Source organism: Streptomyces sichuanensis (assembly GCF_020328095.1).
In the GTDB taxonomy this organism is placed as follows: Bacteria; Actinomycetota; Actinomycetes; order Streptomycetales; family Streptomycetaceae; genus Streptomyces; species Streptomyces cinnamoneus.
In genome coordinates this window covers 1-391 of the sequence record NZ_JAIXMK010000287.1, presented here as the reverse complement: position 1 = coordinate 391, position 391 = coordinate 1, and the positions used below count along the sequence as shown (strand labels likewise).

Genomic DNA, 391 nt, shown 5'->3' with positions numbered 1-391 from the left:
GGCTGCGCGTGAACGGCCGTGAGCGGCGGCTGTGGATGCTCTTCGCCGGCAACTGCACGTACCACGGGCTGGGGCTGGCGCCCGTGCGCCGGCACGACCTGGCCGACGGGGTGCTGGACGTGCGCATGGTGCACGGCGGCAGGCTGGCCCGCACCCGGCTGCTGGCGGCCGCCCTGACAGGGGGGCTGCGGCACTCGCCGGTGCTGCGGACGGCACGGGTGCGGCAGCTGCACATCGGCGCGGTCGGCCCGGGCGCTCACCTGGCCTACGACGGGGAGGTGGCGCCGGCACCGGAGGAGCTGACGCTGTCGAAGGTGAACGAGGCGCTGGTGGTCTACCGGGTGCCGGAGGAGTGAGGGGCCGGGACCGGCCTAGGCGCCGGTCCCGTCCG

The 391-nt window shown here is 76.2% G+C and carries 1 protein-coding gene; it reads left to right on the top strand.

Going from position 1 to position 391, the window contains the following annotated elements:
- Positions 1-356: diacylglycerol/lipid kinase family protein (locus LE181_RS31990; protein ID WP_372458565.1), on the top strand; the 356-nt coding region annotated here is incomplete at its 5' end.
- Positions 357-391: the final 35 nt, after the last annotated feature.